Origin of the sequence: Paraburkholderia sp. BR14312 (genome assembly GCF_040948675.1) — a bacterium.
Classification (GTDB): domain Bacteria; phylum Pseudomonadota; class Gammaproteobacteria; order Burkholderiales; family Burkholderiaceae; genus Paraburkholderia; species Paraburkholderia nodosa_A.
In genome coordinates this window covers 40602-54159 of sequence record NZ_JBFPKI010000018.1, presented here as the reverse complement: position 1 = coordinate 54159, position 13558 = coordinate 40602, and the positions used below count along the sequence as shown (strand labels likewise).

The window sequence follows — 13558 nt, the reverse complement described above, 5'->3', positions numbered from 1 at the left end:
GCCTGCCGGTGGCTTCGACATATACCGCGGTGAGGCTGAAAGGGATGGCGGCATTGGACGTGCCGACCATTCGAAGGCGGTCCCGCAACGACGATCAAACAGCCCATGCACGCCGCGCGTGGGCATGGCGCGGATTCTCCGTGTCTCGACTGCAGTCGGGTGCATTTCAACAACCGGCGGTTACTCGAGGGTTTCAGTTTCCGGCTGGATAAGTTGCAACTGAAACGGTCCCTTGTTCCCGTTGCTGAATTTCCGCGCGTGTGGCATGCAATGAGTGAAAAGCAGGTCGATCGATTAGCGCAATTCTCCTTTACCGCGCCGGGTATTCTATTGTCGATCGACATGGCTGCAACATGGTGAGCGTAGGGGGCGGATTTCCCACGGTACAACCCCCGCTGCGCTAGAGCGTGCAACAACTCCGATAGCATTTCTGGCTGAAGCTTTTACAAGCCGTTTCATGAACAATCCCTTCACTGCGACGCCGAATGACGCTCATACTCGCCACGCGCTATTCGTGGAGGTGGGCCTCGCAAGCGCGCTTGCCGGTGTGGCCGGTGCGCTCAACGTCATGGGCTTCATGATCGCCGGTGTCTTTTCGGCCAATATGACCGGCAACGTCACGTCGCTGGCCGACCAATTCGGCGGCGGTGATGCTGGGCACGGAGTGCGCTACCTGACGATCGTGCTGCTGTTCGTTGCCGGCGCGACGTTCGCCGCACTGATGCTCGAACTGGTCGGATCGCATCGGCGTGCCCGCGCATGCATAGCCATCCTGGTGGCCGAGGCGTTATTGCTCGTGGCGCTCGATGGCGCGGACCACCTCGCGAGCACGCATCGGGCCGACATAATGGTTTATGGCCTGAGCTTCCTGATGGGGCTGCAAAATGCGATGGCCGCCCGCGTTTCGCATGCACGGTTGCGCACTACGCACGTGTCCGGTACATCGACCGATATCGGCGTGGGGGTGGGCGTGATCATCGCACAGTTATGCAAGCGCGGAAGTTTGTGCCAGGAGGGCGGCGAGCTCCAGGACTTGCTCCTTCGCGTTGCTACGGTAGGGGCTTTTTGCCTGGGCGGCCTGACAGCGGCGGTCATCTATCCGTATATCGGGGAGCGGATAGTCATCCTCGCAGCTTTGGTACTGCTCGGTTACGGCGTGCCTTGCCTGTTCCAATATACGCGAGTGCGATAGTCGGACGTGCGACAGCAGGCAAGGCGTCGATCATGGCGCATTTTTTTAAAATCGATCCGTAGTGGCAGTTAGCGCGCCGTGACCGTACCGGGGCGCCTGGACCTAGTCCTGCAGGCGGATCTCGATGCGGTCTTCGAGGCCTGCCGCCTTCACGCGTGCGGTGGCGAGATCGAACTGGTTCTGCGAGAGCGTCACGCCCACGCAGCGCGCGCCGAACTTCTGCGCCGCGCGCAGCACGAGCGCGCCCCAGCCGCAGCCGATGTCGAGCAGCGTCTGGTCTTCCTTGAGCGAGGGTGTGGTCGTTCTTCTTCAACTGCGCAGGGGCGAGGTCTTCGTCGCCAGGAGGTCCTCGTTGTTTTGGCTTTCGTCGATACTCGCCGGTTGGTGGGTAATTCGGGAGGGCAGGATGCGATTTGTTCACAGCGTAGTGGCGGGTCGCCAGTGACGCTGTCCCCCTTGCGCAAAGCTGATTTTTCGTTGGCGCCGTTCTGGCCGGACGTCAACCTATCTATAGTGACGTTGACGCTGTGGCTTTCTGTCACACACGGGCGAGAGCTCGCCGAATTCCGATCGTGACTCGCAGCACTTCGATATTCCGCGTTGTACCCAGCATCCAACCGCACTCCGTCACTTCAACTGCTATTCCCGATTCGAAATCATGCGTCCGTCCCCACTCCACGCGCGGCTGTCGCGCCTCACCGGGTTATCTTTGCAAACACGCGTGTTGCGCCGCACGTTGCCCGCAGTCGTTCTCTCGGTCACAAGTGTCACTTCGTTCGCGCAGGTCGCCCCGCCGAACGTGCTCGCGCGCTCGTGGGTCATCATGGACGAGAGCGATGGCCAGGTGCTTGCCTCGGCCAATGCCGATGCGCGAATGGAGCCGGCGTCGCTCACGAAGCTCATGACTGCCTACTTGACATTTCGGGCGCTGCAGTCGAAGAAGATTGCCTTGAATCAGACGGTGCTCCCCAGCGATGCGGTTCGCGCAGTGGGCTCCGACCAGTCGCGCATGTTCATTTCGCCGAACAAGCCGGTTACCGTGCAGGACCTCCTCTATGGGTTAATCGTCCAATCGGGTAACGACGCAGCCATTGCGCTCGCCGAACTGGTCGGCGGCAGCCAGGCGCAGTTCGTCGAGATGATGAACGCAGAGGCACAATGGATCGGCATGGTCCACACGCATTACGCGGACGTCAACGGCATGCCGGAACCGGACCACTATTCGACAGCCGACGATCTCGCGCGGCTGGCGGCGCGTCTGATTTCCGATTTTCCGGAGTACTACCCGATTTTCTCTGTCAAGACGTTCACCTACGACAACATCCGGCAGCCTAATCGCAATCGTCTGCTGTGGCTCGATCCGACGGTGGACGGCCTCAAAACCGGGCACACGCAAGCCGCTGGCTATTGCCTCATTGCGAGCGCGAACCGCACCGAGCCCGGCGCCGCCGGTGCGACGAGGCGCGTGATTATCGTCGTGATGGGAGACCCCAGCGGGGCTGACCGCGTGCGTGACAGCATGAAACTGCTCGACTTCGCCTATCACGCGTTCACGCAGGTACGGCCATGGCAGCCGGGACAGGCCGTACAAACGGCGCGTGTCTACGAGGGGACGAGCCTGTCCGTAACGGTCGGTGTTTCAGGTGATCTTGCAGCAACGGTGCCGATGGGCACGGGCAGCAAAATCGTTTCGCGTGTCACCCTGAGTACGCCCTTGATCGCGCCGCTCGCCGCTGGACAGCGTGTCGGCAGCGTCGCGCTTATCGACGATGGCAAGGTGCTTGCGCAGGCGCCGTTGGTCGCGCTCGAAGCCGTGCCGCAGGCGGGACTCGCAAGCCGGCTTTGGGATTCGGCGCTGCTTCGGGTCGGTTCGAAGACGTAAGCGGCGACGGCTGATTCGCAAGTGCCATTATGGACAGAATCTGGGAGGCGGTCTGCATGCTATCTTTCGAGTTGAAGACGGCTCTTCAGGCGCGAACGGAAAGCTCGGCAATTGCGGCCTGCGCGATCGCTCTTGATGCGCAACGACGGCGGGGCGCGGACGTGCCGGACTGCTTGCGCCGATATCGGGAGACATAGAGTGAAATGGCGCATTTCTGGCCTTATATGCGTGGCCATGTTGGCGACAGCGCCGGTAGCACGCGCGCATGAAGCGATACGTGTCGCATATGCCGGCTCGATGGGCGTGGTGATGGACGAAGCGCTCGGGCCGGCCTTTGCAAATAGGAACGGCGTCGATTACGAGGGCCAAGGTGAAGGCGCTTACGGCATGGCTCGGCTGCTGGCGTCGAGAAAGCAGGTTGCCGACGTGTTCGTCTCGATCACGTCAGGTCCGATCGAGATCCTCGAGGCAGCGAACCTGGTCGATCGCGCGCTTCCCGTCGCCAGCACGGGCATGGTGATCGCTTTCAATCCGAAAAGCCCGTTTGCGAAGCAGATGGAAGCGGCGAGGGCGGGGCATGGCTCGCCGTGGTGGGGGGTGCTCCAATCTCCGGGTTTGCGCTTTGGTCGAACGGATCCGCAGTTCGATCCCCAAGGGCAGAACATCATCTTCACTGTGGAACTGGCGGAAAGGTACTACGGACAGCCTGGTCTTGCCCGGAGAATTCTAGGCGCCACGGAGAATCCGCAGCAAGTCTTTGCGGAAGGGGGGTTGCTCTCGAGGCTGGAGGCGGGGCAAGTCGATGCCTCTTCCGGCTATCGGAGCGCGGTGATTTCCGCGAAGCTCCCCTACATTGCACTTCCGGACGAGATCAACCTCAGCAATCCCGCTGACGCCCGCCGGTGGTACGACACGGTTTCGTTCAAGCTCGCCGGCACGGCCAGTGCTCCGCGCACACTCTCCCCGCAACCGCTGGTCTTTTACGCTGCCGTGCTCAACAACGCGCCGCATCCCCAACTCGCGCAAGCATTCATCGACTTCATGCTGAGTCCTGCGGGGCAAGCAATCTTCCATCAGAAAGGGTACGACGCACCAAAGGGCAGCGCCCTGAACAAGTAAGGCCCAATCGCGGAATGAAACCTGTTCGATCGAAGATGGCTCGCGCGGGATGGTTGAGCCTGACGCCCGCATTGGCGCTGCTGGCTCTCCCGCTCGTCTGCCTCGTCGGCGAGACGCAGTTCAACGATCTTCACGCGGCTTACGGCGACTGGCGGGCCGTTGGCGTGTCGCTCCGGTTGAGCGTCTGGGCGATCATCGTGATCGTGATCGTCGGTACGCCACTGTCGATCTGGTTGGCACGCAGCCAATCGCGGCTCACGCGATACGTCGACATTCTGGTTTTCTACTCGATGCTCATCCCATCGCTCGCCATGGGCATCCTGCTCGTCTCAGCATATGGTCCCTATGGACCGCTCGGACGGCTTTTCGCAGAGATTGGCGTCTCACTGAACAATAATGCCAGTTCATTTGTGCTTGCACAGGTCTATGGCGGCCTTGCCTGGTACGTGACTTCGGCACGGACGGCTTTTGAGAACGTGGCGCCCGAATTCGAAGAAGCGGCGTACGATCTGGGCGCACCGCCTTTGACGACGTTCTTCAGCGTGACGTTGCCACTTTCCTCGCGGGCCATCGTGACCGCTGTGTTGTTGGCATGGGTTCGTATCGTCGGCGAATTTGGAATCGTTGCGGTTTTCTCATACTTTCCGCAGGGTATCCCAGTCGAGCTGTTCGTTGACCTGCAAGATAGTGGAATCCAGGCCGTATACGTCCTGACGTGGATATTGCTGTTGCTGATGCTGCCGTTTCCCTTTGTCGTGACGTGTGTTCTTCAGCGAGTGAGGACGCAGCAGCAGCGGTGAATCGAGCGCTGCTTTACCCGCCGGTCACCGGTGGAAAAAATGCGATCTCGCTGTCCTCGCGCACGACAAATGAGCCGGCGACCATTTCGTGGTTGACGGCTGTACGTACCCGGCGGCCTTCGGGTAAGGCTGCGGCCATCCGGGCGTTGCGCGAGGCCAGCCGCGCCCGCAGCGCGTCGATCGTGAACTGCGGCGCGTCGACATCGACGACTTCCTGCTGCATGCCGAGCTGTTCCCGGATGCTCGCAAAATACTTGATGGTGAGTCTCATGATTGGGTTCCGGTTGTCGCCGGCGGCGCGGGAGCCTCAGCCCCAGCGCAGCATGGCTTGTTCGTCATGTGCTCTGGCTTCTACCCATTCGGATGTGCCGTCACGGCTGACTTCTTTTTTCCACAGCGGTGCGTGCGTTTTCAGAAAGTCCATCACGAACTCGCACGCTCCGAATGCGCAAGCGCGATGCGGCGCGGCGACAACCACGCATACGACGGCATTGCCGAGGGCGACGCGGCCGACCCGGTGAACGACCTTGATGGCATCGACCTTCCATCGTGCATTGGCTTCTTCGACTATGCCCCATAGCGAGTGCTCGGTCATGCCGGGATACTGCTCGAGTTCGAGCGCGACGACGTCGTCGGAATCACCGCTATTGCGGACGACCCCGACGAAATTGACCACGGCCCCCACGTTCGGGTTGCGCATGATCGGTGCAATCTCCGCCTGAATATCGATCGGCTGATGCTGGATACGTACTTCGAAGCCGGCTGCTATGCCGATGCGGGGCTGCGTGTTCTCGGAGTGAGACGGGATGTCGGGCAGGGCGCCCTGCGAGGGTCTGACAGGCGTCATAATCCTTCCTCCTGTAGCGGGTCGTGAAGCGCGTGGCAACGTTCAGCCGCCTACGAGCGACATGCGCACTGTCGGCCACACTTTGCCGGTGGCCGATTTGCGCCGCATCCAGCGCAGTTCCGAGTACCGGTCATCACGGGCGTTCCAGCTTGCGCGAATGGATTCGGCCAACTGCTCGACGGTCACGGCGTCGCCGAGCCAGGGATTGAGGTCCGTTCCGTGCATGGCGAAGAGGCAGGTATAGAGTTGACCGTCGGCGGATACGCGCGCACGGGAGCACGCGCCGCAAAAAGGCGCCGAGATGCTCGAGATGAATCCGACTTCGCCGCTGCCGCTCGCATGCCGATACTTGACGGCGGTCGCCCCTTCCCGTTCGGCCGCGAGCGGCACGAGAGGAAATTCGGACTCCACGATGGCTCGTATCTCCCGCGCCTTGAGCACTGTCGCGTTAGACCAGTCGAAAGCACCGCCGACGTCCATGTACTCGATGAAGCGTACGGCGACACTCGTGTTCCTGAACAGACGCACGAGCGGAAGGATCTGGCTGTCATTGACGTCCCGCTGGATCACCGCGTTCACCTTGACGGGAGCGAGGCCCACGGCTTGCGCCTGCTCTATGCCGTCGAGGATGCGCGTCACGGGCAGATCGACGTCGCTCATGTGCCGGAATACCCCTTGATCGACAGCATCGAGGCTGACCGTGACGCGGCCGAGGCCCGCATCGCGCAGAGCGCGTGCCCTGCTGGCGAGCAGCGAGCCGTTTGTCGTCATTGCGATGTCCATGGGCTTGCCGCTCGCTGCCGTGAGGCGCGCGAGGCGCTCGATGAGCGCTTCGAGTCCGCGCCGCAGCAACGGTTCGCCGCCGGTGATGCGGATTTTCTCGACGCCAAGAGACGCGAATGCCCGTGCGAGCTTGACCATTTGATCGAAGGAAAGGCGCTCTGATGCCCGCAGAAAGGGGTAGTCCGCGTCGAACACGTGACGAGGCATGCAGTAGGTGCAACGGAAATTGCATTGATCGATGACGGACAGGCGCAGATCTCGCAGGGGACGTCCGAGCCTGTCGAAGGCCGGCGCAGCGATGCGGGGCAGTCCGTCCGACGACGGTCCGGCGGCGATGAGTGGCTCGGCGATGGCGTTCATGATCTCTTCACATTAGCGGGCAGATGACTAGTGCTTGACCGGCACGACCTTCCCGCGGAACAGATGGTATTGGTACAGGTTATAGCCGACCATGATCGGGAACACGATGCCAATCCCACATAGCATGAAGGTGAGCGTCGTGCTGTCCGATGCCGCAGCGGCGACGGTGAGCTGACCGGGCACGATGTAGGGGAACAGGCTGATCGCGAGGCCCGCGAAAGAGACCACGAACAGGATCGTGGCGCCGACGAATGGGCCATGCTCTCCGCGCATGTGAATCGCGTAGAGCACGTAGAGAAACGCGAGTGCGGCCAGCACGCCCAGCGCGATCAGCAGGTGGAACACGCCGGTTTCCTGCCAGCGCGTCACGCCCACCGGGCTTAGCTTCAACGTGGCGAACGACACCACCAGCGCGGCCGCCACGGTCGTGAACACAGAGACAACGGCATAGCGGCGCGCCGACGTTTCGATTGCACCCGTCGTCTTCTTTACGAGCCAGGTCGCGCCGAGCAGGCAGTAGCCGGACACGACGCCGATCGCCGTGACCGCCACGAAGCCGAGGTTCGTGGCGCCGGGCACGAAGCCGGTCAGTATCTTGCCGAGCACGATGCCTTGCGATATCGCCGCGAGCAGGCTGCCGATGCCGAACACGCGGTCCCACACGGTCTTGCTGGAGTGTGCGGCATGACGAAACTCGATCGCCGCGCCGCGCATGATGAAGCTCGCGATCAGCAGCATCACCGGAACGTAGAGGTCCGAAAGAATCATCGCGTAGGCCTCGGGGAACGCCCCGAAGAGCGCGCCGCCGAGCGCGACAAGCCAGGTCTCGTTGGCGTCCCACACATGGCCAATGGACTGGATCATCAGGTCGCGGTCGCTTTCGCGGCGGCGCAGTAGGGTGAGCACGCCCACGCCGAGGTCGAAGCCGTCCGTGACGACGTAGAGCACGAGCATCAGGCCGATGAGCCCGAACCACGCATGGCTTAGCAGGTCTTGAGTTGTTGAGGGAGGCATGATGACTTCCTGTGGTGAATGCGAAGCGGCGGATGCGTCGTCGCTCAGTAGTCGACGGCGTGCGCGGCGCTCTGGCGGGCAGGCTCGGCCGGCGGCATCAGGCCGAGGTCGGGGCCGCGGCGCAGCCAGCGGCGAGCGAAGACGAAGAACGACGTTATGAGGATGACGTAGAAAGCAGCGAACATGATCATGCTGCCCGAGATGGCGCCGGCCGGAATCGCGGAGGCGGACTGGCTCGTGCGCAACAGGCCATAGACGAGCCACGGCTGGCGGCCCACTTCGCGCACGATCCAGCCGCACTCGACCGCAATGTACGGCAGCGGGATCGCCAATACCCACGCGAGCAGCAGCTTGCGTCGCGCCAGCAGCGCCTCAAGGCGGCCACGTGACTTGCGCAGCGCGTAAAGCGTCCAGAAGGCGAGCACCATGAACAGGAAACCCACACCGGCCATGACCCGGAACCCGTAGTAGAGCAGAGGAATCATCGGCGGCTGCTCGGCCACGGGAATGTCCCTCAGGCCCTTGATCTGGCCGTGCAGGCTGTGCGTGCCGAGGAGGCTTAGCAGGCCTGGCACTTCGAGCGACCAGTCGTTGCGTTGCTGGGCGGCGTCGGGCCACGCGAGGAGCGACCAGCTTGCACCGGTGCCCGGTGCGTTGGTTTCCCAGTGGCCTTCGATCGCTGCACCCTTGGCCGGTTGCGTGGCAAAGACATCCACGCCGCTGGAGTCGCCCAGCCAGATCTGCACGGGAGCCACGAACGCGAGAAGCAGCAGCGCGAGCTTGAAGGAGCGCACGAAGAAGGCCGGATCGCGGCGCTTGAGCAGGTAGTACGCCGAGATGCCCGCCACCACCACAAGGCCGGTTTCGAGCGCGGCAAACCACATGTGCGAGGTGCCCCACGGCATGTCCGGGCTGAAGATCGCTTTCACGTAGTCGGTGACGACAAGCTTGCCGTTGACTTCGGCGACGCCGCTCGGCGTTTGCAGCCATGAGTTCGCGACCATGATCCAGAACGCGGACAGCGAAGAGCCGAGTGCGACCATCGCCGTGGCGAACAGGTGAACGCCCTTGGGAACACGCTCCCATCCCAGCATCATGATGCCGACGAAGCCGGCTTCGAGCATGAAGGCCATCGCGCCTTCAAAGCCGAGAATGTTGCCGAAGAACTGACCGGTGTATTCCGAAAACGGCCCCCAGTTGGTGCCGAACTGGAACTCCATGGGGATCCCGCTCACGACGCCGACGGCGAAATTGAGCAACAGAAGCTTGCTCCAGAACCGCGCGTGGCGGTACCAGACGACATCGCTGGTCTTGACCCAGAGTATCTCGACAACGAGCAGAAAAGCGGACAGGCTGATCGTGAGAATCGGCCAGAGTATGTGGAAGATCGCGGTCATCGCAAACTGGCCGCGCGCCAGATCAAGGGCTTCGACAGACATGGTCATCACCTGGGAAGTTGAGAGCCGCTGTGCGGCCCGAATGGGAGCGGCACTGCCCGGCAAGAGGAATCAAAAGCTGGCAGGACCGGCGGTTCGGCCGAACGGTGCAGCAACACCGGAATCGACTTCGAGGTCGGCGTGTTGCAGATGTCGCCCACGCTCGCGAGCGGTACGAGCGGGTTCGTCTCGGGGTAGTAGGCGCCGATGCAGCCGCGCGGGATGTCGTACTCGACGAGCCGGAAGCAATTCGCGCGGCGTTCGATGCCGTCGTCCCAGACCGTGGTCATGTCGACCCAGTCGCCGTTGCGCATGCCGAGCATGGCGATGTCGGCCGGGTTGATGAACACGACGCGGCGCTGGCCGAACACGCCTCGATAGCGGTCGTCGAGCGCATAGATGGTGGTGTTGTACTGGTCATGCGAGCGCGTCGTCATGAGCGTCATCAGGCGTTCGCCGTGCAGCGCTCTTGCGCGGGCGATCGGCGTGTCCTGCTGCACGGCGTGTACGATGAAGTTCGCCTTGCCGCTTTCGGTCTTCCAGTCGCGCTCGCGCGAGGCGACGCGCAGATGGAAGCCGCCTGGTTTCTGGATGCGCTCGTTGTACTGGTGGAACCCGTCGATAACCTGCTCGATGGCGTCACGAATCTTCGCGTAGTCGCCGGCATAGGCGAGCCAGTCTACCTTGCGGTCGCCGAGCGTCGCGTGCGCGATGTTCGCGACGATGGCCGTCTCTGACATCAGGTTCGGCGAAGCGGGCTTGTTCATGCCGTACGAGATATGCACCATGCTCATCGAGTCCTCGACGGTGATGCCCTGGGCGATACCGTTTTGCACGTCGATTTCGGTGCGGCCCAGCGTCGGAAGAATCAGTGCGTCCGTGCCGTGGACAAGATGGCTGCGGTTGAGCTTCGTCGTGACGTGCACAGTGAGCTTGCACGAGCGCAGCGCGTCGAAAGTGCGCGGGGTGTCCGGCGTCGCCATGGCGAAGTTGCCGCCGAGACCTATGAACACTTTCACTTTGCCTTCCAGCATGTGCTCGACCGTCTCGACGACATCGAGGCCATGCTCGCGCGGCGGTTCGAAGTCGAAGACCTCGCCGAGCCGGTCGAGGAATGCCTGCGCAGGCTTCTCCTCGATACCGACGGTACGGTTGCCCTGCACATTCGAATGGCCGCGCACGGGACACAGACCGGCCCCCGCGCGGCCGATGTTTCCGCGCATCATGAGGAGGTTGGAGAGCATATGCACGGTCTGCACCGAATGCTTGTGCTGCGTGATGCCCATGCCCCAGGTGGCAATCACCCGCTCGCCGTTCGCATAGGTACGCGTCAGGCCCTCAATATCTTCGCGCGCGACGCCGGACTCCGCTTCGAGCAGCGGCCAGCTTTCGTTGCGCAGGTCGTCGGCGAAGGCGTCGAAGCCGAGGGTGTGCTGGTTGATGAAGTCGAGGTCGAGCAACCGTTGCGCGCCGTTCTCGATCGCTTTGTCGTCGAGTTCGATGAGATGCTTGGCGACGCCCTTGATCAAGGCGAAGTCGCCGCCGAGCTTCGGCTGGATGAACATCGAGGCAATCTTCGTGCTGCTGAATGTCAGCATTTCGACTGGATGCTGGGGGCTCGTGAAGCGCTCCAGGCCGCGCTCCCGCAGGGGATTGACCGACACGATGGTGGCGCCGCGGCGCGATGCTTCTCGCAGTTCGCCGAGCATGCGCGGGTGGTTCGTTGCGGGGTTCTGCCCGAAGATGATGATGGTGTCGGCCAGTTCGAAGTCGTCGAGCGTGACCGTGCCCTTGCCAATGCCAACCGTTGCAGGGAGGCCGCGGCTCGTCGCCTCGTGGCACATGTTCGAGCAGTCGGGAAAGTTATTCGTGCCATACATGCGCACGAATAACTGATAGAGGAACGCGGCTTCGTTGCTCGCACGACCCGAAGTGTAGAACGCCGCTTCGTCGGGCGAGTCGAGCTGGTTTAGATGCTTCGCGACGAGTGCGAAAGCGTCGTTCCAGGCGATGGGCCGGTAGCGGTCCGTGACGGCGTCGTACACCATCGGGTCGGTCAGCCTGCCGTGCTGCTCGAGCTCGTAGTCGGTCTGCTTCATCAACGATTCGACCGTGTGCTCTTCGAAGAACGACGGCGTGACGCGTTTGGTCGTGGCTTCGGCGGCTACGGCCTTCACGCCGTTCTCGCAGAATTCGAAGGTCGAAGCGTGCTGGCGGTCGGGCCACGCACAGCCAGGGCAGTCGAAACCGTCCGGTTGGTTCTGCTTGAACAGGGTGCGGTAGTTGCCGCCCGCAACGCGCTCCTTGATCAGATTGACGGCAACGTACTTCAACGCACCCCACCCGGCGGCGGGGTGGTGATACGCCTCGATTTTGCCCTTTGGCTTTGTCTGGTCCATGACTTTCGTTCCGTAGACTTCGCGCAGGCCGCCCAGCGTTTTCTGGCCAATGCCGCGCACTGCGATTGGATGGCCCAAGCTTAAGAGCAGAAGCACTGCATCGAGGCACACAGATTCCACCGGCTTGCTAGAGTACAGTTGCGCGCGCGCCGGAACATTTCAAGTGAAACACGCGCGCGGATCGAGGAGTAAAGAAGTGAATCTTTATGAGCAACTCGCCGACGACATCGAAAATCTGATACGCAAGGGTGTATATCGGCCGGGGGATCGTGTGCCATCGGTGCGGCAAGCGAGTCAGCAGCATCGCATCAGTATTACGACGGTGATTCGCGCGTACGTGCTGCTGGAAAGCCGGGGCTTGCTGGAGAGCCGCCCACAGTCGGGCTACTTCGTGAGCCTGCGCGTGGCCGAGGGCGATCGCCACGCCGATGAGTTGCGCCCGACACGGCCCATTGCCGTGTCGGCGTCCGTCGACGTGAGCCGGCTCGTGCTTTCGACGCTGCGCTCGATCGCCATCGACGACGCCATTCCGCTCGGCTCGCCTTATCCCGATCCCGAGCTCTTTCCTTTTGACAAGCTCAATCGCTATGCGGCAGCCGTAGGTCGCAACAAGGCGCTATGGGGCGTAACGAACGCTTTGCCGCCGGGCAGCCCGGAACTCTTGCGGCAGATCGCCCGGCGCTACCTCGAGAACGGCATGGCGGTCGATCCGCACGAAATCATCGTGACCGTGGGTGCAACGGAGGCGATCAATCTGTGCCTGCAGGCCGTCGCGAAGCCGGGCGATGTCGTTGCGGTCGAGTCGCCGACGTTCTATGCCATGCTGCACGCCATCGAGCGAGCCGGCATGAAGGCGATCGAGGTCGCGACGAACCCGGAGTACGGCATCGACATCGACGAGCTCGCGGCAATCATCCGGGAACAACCGATCGCGGCCTGCATGGCAATGCCGAATTTCCAGAATCCGCTCGGCTTCAAGATGCCCGACGAGCGCAAGCGCGCGCTAGTGGAATTGCTGTCGGGTGCGGATGTGCCGCTTATCGAAAACGGCGTCTATAACGAGCTCTATTACGGCGAATCGCATCCGAGCACGCTTAAATCGTACGACAAAAAGGGCATGGTGCTGCACTGCGCTTCGTTTTCGAAAAGCCTCACATCGGCGTACCGCATCGGCTGGGCGCTGCCTGGCCGCTACCGCGATCAGGTAGAAAAGCTGAAGTTCCTCAATACGTTGGCGACCCCGGTGATTCCGCAACTGGCGATCGCGGAGTTTCTCGAGCGTGACGGCTATGAGCATCACCTGCGGCGCGTGCGCAAGCAATATGCGCAGCAGGCCAACCTGATGAGAGCGATGGTCATGCGGTTTTTTCCGGCCGGCACGCGCATTTCGAGCCCGGCAGGCGGCTATGTGCTGTGGGTCGAGCTGCCTTCCAAAGTCGATTCGATGAGACTCTATCAGCTTGCGCTGGAAAAACGTATCACGATCGGTCCCGGCTATATGTTTTCAGTTTCGGACAGCTATCGGAATTTCATCCGCCTGAACTACAGCAGTCCGTGGTCGAGCGAAATCGAGCAGGCGGTCATAACCGTCGGCAAGCTGGCGACGGCATGTGCGCGTTGAAGGCGGTTGCGGCGAGCATTGCCGTAACTTTGGGGCGATCGTGAGGAATAGCATCCGAATGCGGCGAGCGTAGCGCGAGAGGGAAACGGATTGCGCGATGGCCGC

Annotated in this window: 11 protein-coding genes and 1 pseudogene; 5 read left to right on the top strand and 7 right to left on the bottom strand. The window is 62.1% G+C overall.

Annotated elements, in window-relative coordinates:
• Positions 1–457: 457 nt before the first annotated feature.
• Positions 458–1192 carry a YoaK family protein gene (locus AB3X98_RS37360; RefSeq protein ID WP_368605334.1) on the top strand — a complete coding sequence of 245 codons (735 nt, stop codon included), beginning with the start codon at positions 458–460 and terminating at the stop codon, positions 1190–1192.
• 105 nt (positions 1193–1297) lie between these two features.
• On the opposite strand, the pseudogene AB3X98_RS37355 reads toward AB3X98_RS37360, so the two are convergent.
• Positions 1298–1532: pseudogene (locus AB3X98_RS37355) on the bottom strand (cyclopropane-fatty-acyl-phospholipid synthase family protein); the annotation flags it as partial.
• Positions 1533–1916: 384 nt separating this feature from the next.
• Between AB3X98_RS37355 and AB3X98_RS37350 the strand changes: the two are divergent.
• The 3 genes from AB3X98_RS37350 to AB3X98_RS37340 all read left to right on the top strand — a co-directional run bounded on the left by AB3X98_RS37350 (position 1917) and on the right by AB3X98_RS37340 (position 4993).
• Positions 1917–3074, top strand: a complete 1158-nt coding sequence (locus AB3X98_RS37350) for a D-alanyl-D-alanine carboxypeptidase family protein (RefSeq protein WP_368605371.1) — start codon at positions 1917–1919, stop codon at positions 3072–3074.
• Between the two features lie 198 nt (positions 3075–3272).
• Complete coding sequence (locus tag AB3X98_RS37345) at positions 3273–4193, top strand: extracellular solute-binding protein (RefSeq protein WP_368605335.1); 921 nt, start codon at positions 3273–3275, stop codon at positions 4191–4193.
• 53 nt (positions 4194–4246) lie between these two features.
• Positions 4247–4993 (top strand): molybdate ABC transporter permease subunit, encoded by a 747-nt coding sequence (locus AB3X98_RS37340; protein ID WP_368605336.1) that lies wholly within the window; start codon positions 4247–4249, stop codon positions 4991–4993.
• A 13-nt stretch (positions 4994–5006) separates the two neighbouring features.
• Here AB3X98_RS37340 and moaD read toward each other — a convergent pair whose 3' ends face one another.
• The 6 genes from moaD to AB3X98_RS37310 are packed head-to-tail and all read right to left on the bottom strand — an operon-like array spanning position 5007 to position 11832.
• Entirely contained in the window at positions 5007–5264 is a 258-nt protein-coding gene (gene moaD, locus AB3X98_RS37335; protein ID WP_368605337.1) for a molybdopterin converting factor subunit 1, read from the bottom strand.
• A 36-nt stretch (positions 5265–5300) separates the two neighbouring features.
• Positions 5301–5840, bottom strand: a complete 540-nt coding sequence (locus AB3X98_RS37330) for a molybdenum cofactor biosynthesis protein MoaE (RefSeq protein ID WP_368605338.1) — start codon at positions 5838–5840, stop codon at positions 5301–5303.
• 42 nt (positions 5841–5882) lie between these two features.
• Positions 5883–6983 carry a GTP 3',8-cyclase MoaA gene (moaA, locus tag AB3X98_RS37325; RefSeq protein WP_368605339.1) on the bottom strand — a complete coding sequence of 367 codons (1101 nt, stop codon included), beginning with the start codon at positions 6981–6983 and terminating at the stop codon, positions 5883–5885.
• 27 nt (positions 6984–7010) lie between these two features.
• Positions 7011–7997, bottom strand: coding sequence for a cytochrome d ubiquinol oxidase subunit II (gene cydB, locus AB3X98_RS37320; protein WP_368605340.1), 987 nt, complete (start codon positions 7995–7997; stop codon positions 7011–7013).
• 44 nt (positions 7998–8041) lie between these two features.
• Positions 8042–9436: a cytochrome ubiquinol oxidase subunit I gene (locus AB3X98_RS37315; RefSeq protein WP_368605341.1), complete on the bottom strand. Its 1395-nt coding sequence runs from the start codon at positions 9434–9436 to the stop codon at positions 8042–8044.
• Between the two features lie 5 nt (positions 9437–9441).
• Entirely contained in the window at positions 9442–11832 is a 2391-nt protein-coding gene (locus AB3X98_RS37310; RefSeq protein WP_368605342.1) for an FdhF/YdeP family oxidoreductase, read from the bottom strand.
• 196 nt (positions 11833–12028) lie between these two features.
• Between AB3X98_RS37310 and AB3X98_RS37305 the strand changes: the two genes are divergently transcribed.
• On the top strand, positions 12029–13453 hold the full coding sequence (locus AB3X98_RS37305) for a PLP-dependent aminotransferase family protein (RefSeq protein ID WP_368605343.1): 1425 nt from the start codon (positions 12029–12031) through the stop codon (positions 13451–13453).
• Positions 13454–13558 lie beyond the last annotated feature (105 nt).

Bases quoted from the DNA above. Each gene is read 5' to 3' on its own strand.
- AB3X98_RS37360 (WP_368605334.1), top strand. From the start codon at position 458: ATGAACAATCCCTTCACTGCGACGCCGAATGACGCTCATACTCGCCAC.
- moaD (WP_368605337.1), bottom strand. From the start codon at position 5,264: ATGAGACTCACCATCAAGTATTTTGCGAGCATCCGGGAACAGCTCGGC.
- AB3X98_RS37330 (WP_368605338.1), bottom strand. From the start codon at position 5,840: ATGACGCCTGTCAGACCCTCGCAGGGCGCCCTGCCCGACATCCCGTCT.
- moaA (WP_368605339.1), bottom strand. From the start codon at position 6,983: ATGAACGCCATCGCCGAGCCACTCATCGCCGCCGGACCGTCGTCGGAC.
- cydB (WP_368605340.1), bottom strand. From the start codon at position 7,997: ATGCCTCCCTCAACAACTCAAGACCTGCTAAGCCATGCGTGGTTCGGG.
- AB3X98_RS37315 (WP_368605341.1), bottom strand. From the start codon at position 9,436: ATGTCTGTCGAAGCCCTTGATCTGGCGCGCGGCCAGTTTGCGATGACC.
- AB3X98_RS37310 (WP_368605342.1), bottom strand. From the start codon at position 11,832: ATGGACCAGACAAAGCCAAAGGGCAAAATCGAGGCGTATCACCACCCC.